Source organism: Agreia sp. (assembly GCF_964263775.1).
In the GTDB taxonomy this organism is placed as follows: Bacteria; Actinomycetota; Actinomycetes; order Actinomycetales; family Microbacteriaceae; genus Agreia.
In genome coordinates this window covers 1-2,885 of record NZ_CAXVWM010000124.1, presented here as the reverse complement: position 1 = coordinate 2,885, position 2,885 = coordinate 1, and the positions used below count along the sequence as shown (strand labels likewise).

Annotated in this window: 4 protein-coding genes; 1 reads left to right on the top strand and 3 read right to left on the bottom strand. The window is 62.8% G+C overall.

From position 1 onward, the window contains the following. Positions 1-36: 36 nt before the first annotated feature. The 3 genes from ACE5CZ_RS09385 to ACE5CZ_RS09375 form a co-directional block, all read right to left on the bottom strand. Entirely contained in the window at positions 37-192 is a 156-nt protein-coding gene (locus ACE5CZ_RS09385) for a hypothetical protein (RefSeq protein ID WP_374947065.1), read from the bottom strand. A 224-nt stretch (positions 193-416) separates the two neighbouring features. Next, positions 417-653 carry a type II toxin-antitoxin system Phd/YefM family antitoxin gene (locus ACE5CZ_RS09380; RefSeq protein WP_374947064.1) on the bottom strand — a complete coding sequence of 79 codons (237 nt, stop codon included), beginning with the start codon at positions 651-653 and terminating at the stop codon, positions 417-419. Between the two features lie 113 nt (positions 654-766). After that, positions 767-2,020 carry a hypothetical protein gene (locus ACE5CZ_RS09375; protein ID WP_374947063.1) on the bottom strand — a complete coding sequence of 418 codons (1,254 nt, stop codon included), beginning with the start codon at positions 2,018-2,020 and terminating at the stop codon, positions 767-769. Between the two features lie 102 nt (positions 2,021-2,122). Between ACE5CZ_RS09375 and ACE5CZ_RS09370 the strand changes: the two genes are divergently transcribed. Then, positions 2,123-2,749, top strand: a complete 627-nt coding sequence (locus ACE5CZ_RS09370; RefSeq protein WP_374947062.1) for a hypothetical protein — start codon at positions 2,123-2,125, stop codon at positions 2,747-2,749. The last annotated feature ends 136 nt before the right edge of the window (positions 2,750-2,885 follow it).

The window sequence follows — 2,885 nt, the reverse complement described above, 5'->3', positions numbered from 1 at the left end:
CCGATCAGGGGTTGGTCAGGTGAAGCTCGGTCGGTGTCATCCGCCGGACGGGTTGTCGACGGGAGCGTCGTTCGCGTCGGTGGTGTCGGGGTTGCCCCCCGAAGCGGTGTCCGCTGACTCGTCGTCGCCGGGAGTGCCGTACGTGTTCTTCGGGTCTGCGTCGAAGTCGATAGGTGCACCGTTGTCGCTCATGGCTGAACTCCCGTCGTCGTGCGCGTGTATCGCGTCTGCCGTGCTCAAACTACGTTGGGCGTGTGCGGCAGCCACCGGACTTGACAGGCCCGTCATCGCCGGTTCGGGCGCGGCGTCTAGGGACGACGGCGCTACCTCACCACGATGCCGTACGCCGGTGCGCGTCGGTCAGGCTCGGATGATCGCCGAGCCACCACAACAGCGCATGCGTGTCGAGCAGTACTTCACGCGCCATACCAGTCGCGCTCGTCGTCGGCGGGGAAGCTGTCGAAATCCTCGGCGATGACAACGCGGTCGCGCCAAGCCCCCGGAATCCGCGGACGGCGATCGGCAGAAGCCGGAACCAGCCGCGCGACCGCGCGACCGTTGCGGCTGATAGCGATCGTCTCGCCGGCCTCGGCTCGTGCGACCAGTCGGGAGAACCCCGTCTTCGCGTCGTAGATGTTCACGGATTCCGACACGTCGGAATCGTAACCTAGTCAGGTCTGATCAGAGAGATTGTCTAGCAGAACCTGCTCGCTCTCCTGAGGGGCTCGACGAGTGCCCTTCCCCGCGACCGATCGAAACGGTCTCCTCAGCTATCGCTTTCTCGCCCAGAACGGTCGGTGCGTCGTTGCCACCGCTCTGCGACCCCATGCGAGAGCTTCTCACCGGCCGACTTCGCTCCGTCGAAAGTCTTGATCCCGAAACGCCGGACTGCGTCGACACTTTCCGTGCCCGTCTCGACCGCCTTGTCCCTCGTCTCTCCAAACGCTTCGGTCCAGCGCTTCGCCTCGAGCGACTCGCGATCGCTCTCGATGCCGAGGCACTCGTGGAACACCAGCACGTCAGCAGCGACTTCGTTTCCCGACTTGACGACGGCACCGGATGTGAGCGGGTGCAGCAGAACGCGCGTGTTGGCAATCCCCGACACCGCGTCCATCCGCGCCATGAGACGGGCGGTGCTTCGCGCGATCTGGTCGCGGCGCTTGAGCCGCGCTGATTGCAGGCCGCTGCGGTGGCGGTCGAGATCATCGGGGCTGGAGTCGAACACGCGATCCAGCTCGAGAATGGCGAGCCCTTCTTGAAGCTGGAAACACCGAGCCAAGACAGCCAGCCACTCTTCAACGATGGTCTGGGCGTTTTTGGAGAGCTTGGCGAGATCGCCGGCGTTCGACTTCTTCTCCATCTTCTTCGCAAGAGCGTCCAGTTGTCGCAGCGCATATCCCTGAGTGGTCGCGATCGCTTGTTCTGCGCCCTGCACCTTCGACCAGGTGACATCCGACACGCGGCCCGTGTGCTCTCGAACCGTCATTGCGTCGTCGATGACGAAACCCACTCCGATCATCTGCGCAATGGCGGCATCCTTTTGAGCCAGGAGAATATCGTCGACCTTCTGGTCGATGACCTTGAGATAGTCGGTGATTTCATCCATCGACTGCTTCATGGCGAGCTGTGCCATGATCCCCGCCGCGCCCGCCAGCACGGCCGGATTAGTCAGGATCGAGCCGATTGCGTCAGGCTTCGTGAACTCTAGAAGCTTGGTGACCTTGCCGTTATGGGTAAGCACGGCGCGGCTCAGGCCAGACGACGAACCCTTCATCAGATGGCCTACCTGCATGGCGTTGGCTGACTCTTCAGTGAGCTTGACCCATCGACCGGCGTTCGCCGTAATCTCGGATGCGGCTTGCATGACGCCCGCACCGGCCCTCAACGTCGACCCGAACCGGCGCTGAAGCGGAAATTCTCTGGACAGTAGGCCGGCGGAACTGAGGAAAAACTCGACTGCCGCCGGATCGCCGATGACAGCGACGCCGTCGCCGTCGCTGATCAGCTCTATCTCGCTCATTCATGCCCCTTGGTCTGCTCGGCGGCCCGTGAGGACTTACGTTAGCCGACGCCTCAGACATGGGCGCGTGCATCGGGCGTCACGTCTGGCAAGATCGCGACCATGAGCGAGAGTAGCAAGTGGACCGTGCTCGATGATCGGCGCCCGTCCAACGCTGCACTCATGTTCTGGGCCCACGCTTTCTCGATCTTCGCGTTGCCGACGCTGCTCGGCGTCCTCTGGTTTCTTCTCCCGGAGTCACTCGGGGTCTCCTCCCGTCTGCTCATCACGGTGCTCACTGCAATGGTGCTCGTGGTTCTGCTCGTCGCATACCTCGTGGCGATCCGTCGCCGACGGATGACGAGTACTTTCGTAAGCGAGCGCCTCGGTGTGCTTCGCGTCGGTCGTCGCGTTGTCCACTTCTCCGACATCGACCGTGCGCGCTTGCTCGTCAGCACCATTGGGGCTGAGCGTTGTGTGCAGCTTGAGCTCTCGAGTCAAGAACATCGTCTTCGAGCTTCAGTCATCCTTCGCGACTATGACGGGCGAGCACGCCCTACGAGCACGGCAGCCCTCGTCGGTCGCATCATCGAGGAATCAGCTATAGAGCTGCCGGTTTCACGGGGTGACCCGCAGGGAAATTTCACCCGGTACAACTATCCAGAGAACATCACGAAGGCCGATGCACTGGCCATGGCTCTGAATCCTCCCTTACCAGGCGACCCTCTCCCCGTCCTGCCGCGCCTATGAGGAACAGCTCGGTACCCTGCGGTTGGATGGTTATTGTCGTGGTGCTCGGCTCCGGGCAGGGTGTCACTCCTCATTGGTGAGTGCTGCCATCAGCCGAGACGCCGCGGCGTGCACCAGCGGTACACCGCGCCTCGCC

What these genes read in the sequence shown, in the direction of transcription:
- ACE5CZ_RS09385 (WP_374947065.1), bottom strand. Translation starts at nt 192, where the DNA reads ATGAGCGACAACGGTGCACCTATCGACTTCGACGCAGACCCGAAGAAC.
- ACE5CZ_RS09375 (WP_374947063.1), bottom strand. Translation starts at nt 2,020, where the DNA reads ATGAGCGAGATAGAGCTGATCAGCGACGGCGACGGCGTCGCTGTCATC.
- ACE5CZ_RS09370 (WP_374947062.1), top strand. Translation starts at nt 2,123, where the DNA reads ATGAGCGAGAGTAGCAAGTGGACCGTGCTCGATGATCGGCGCCCGTCC.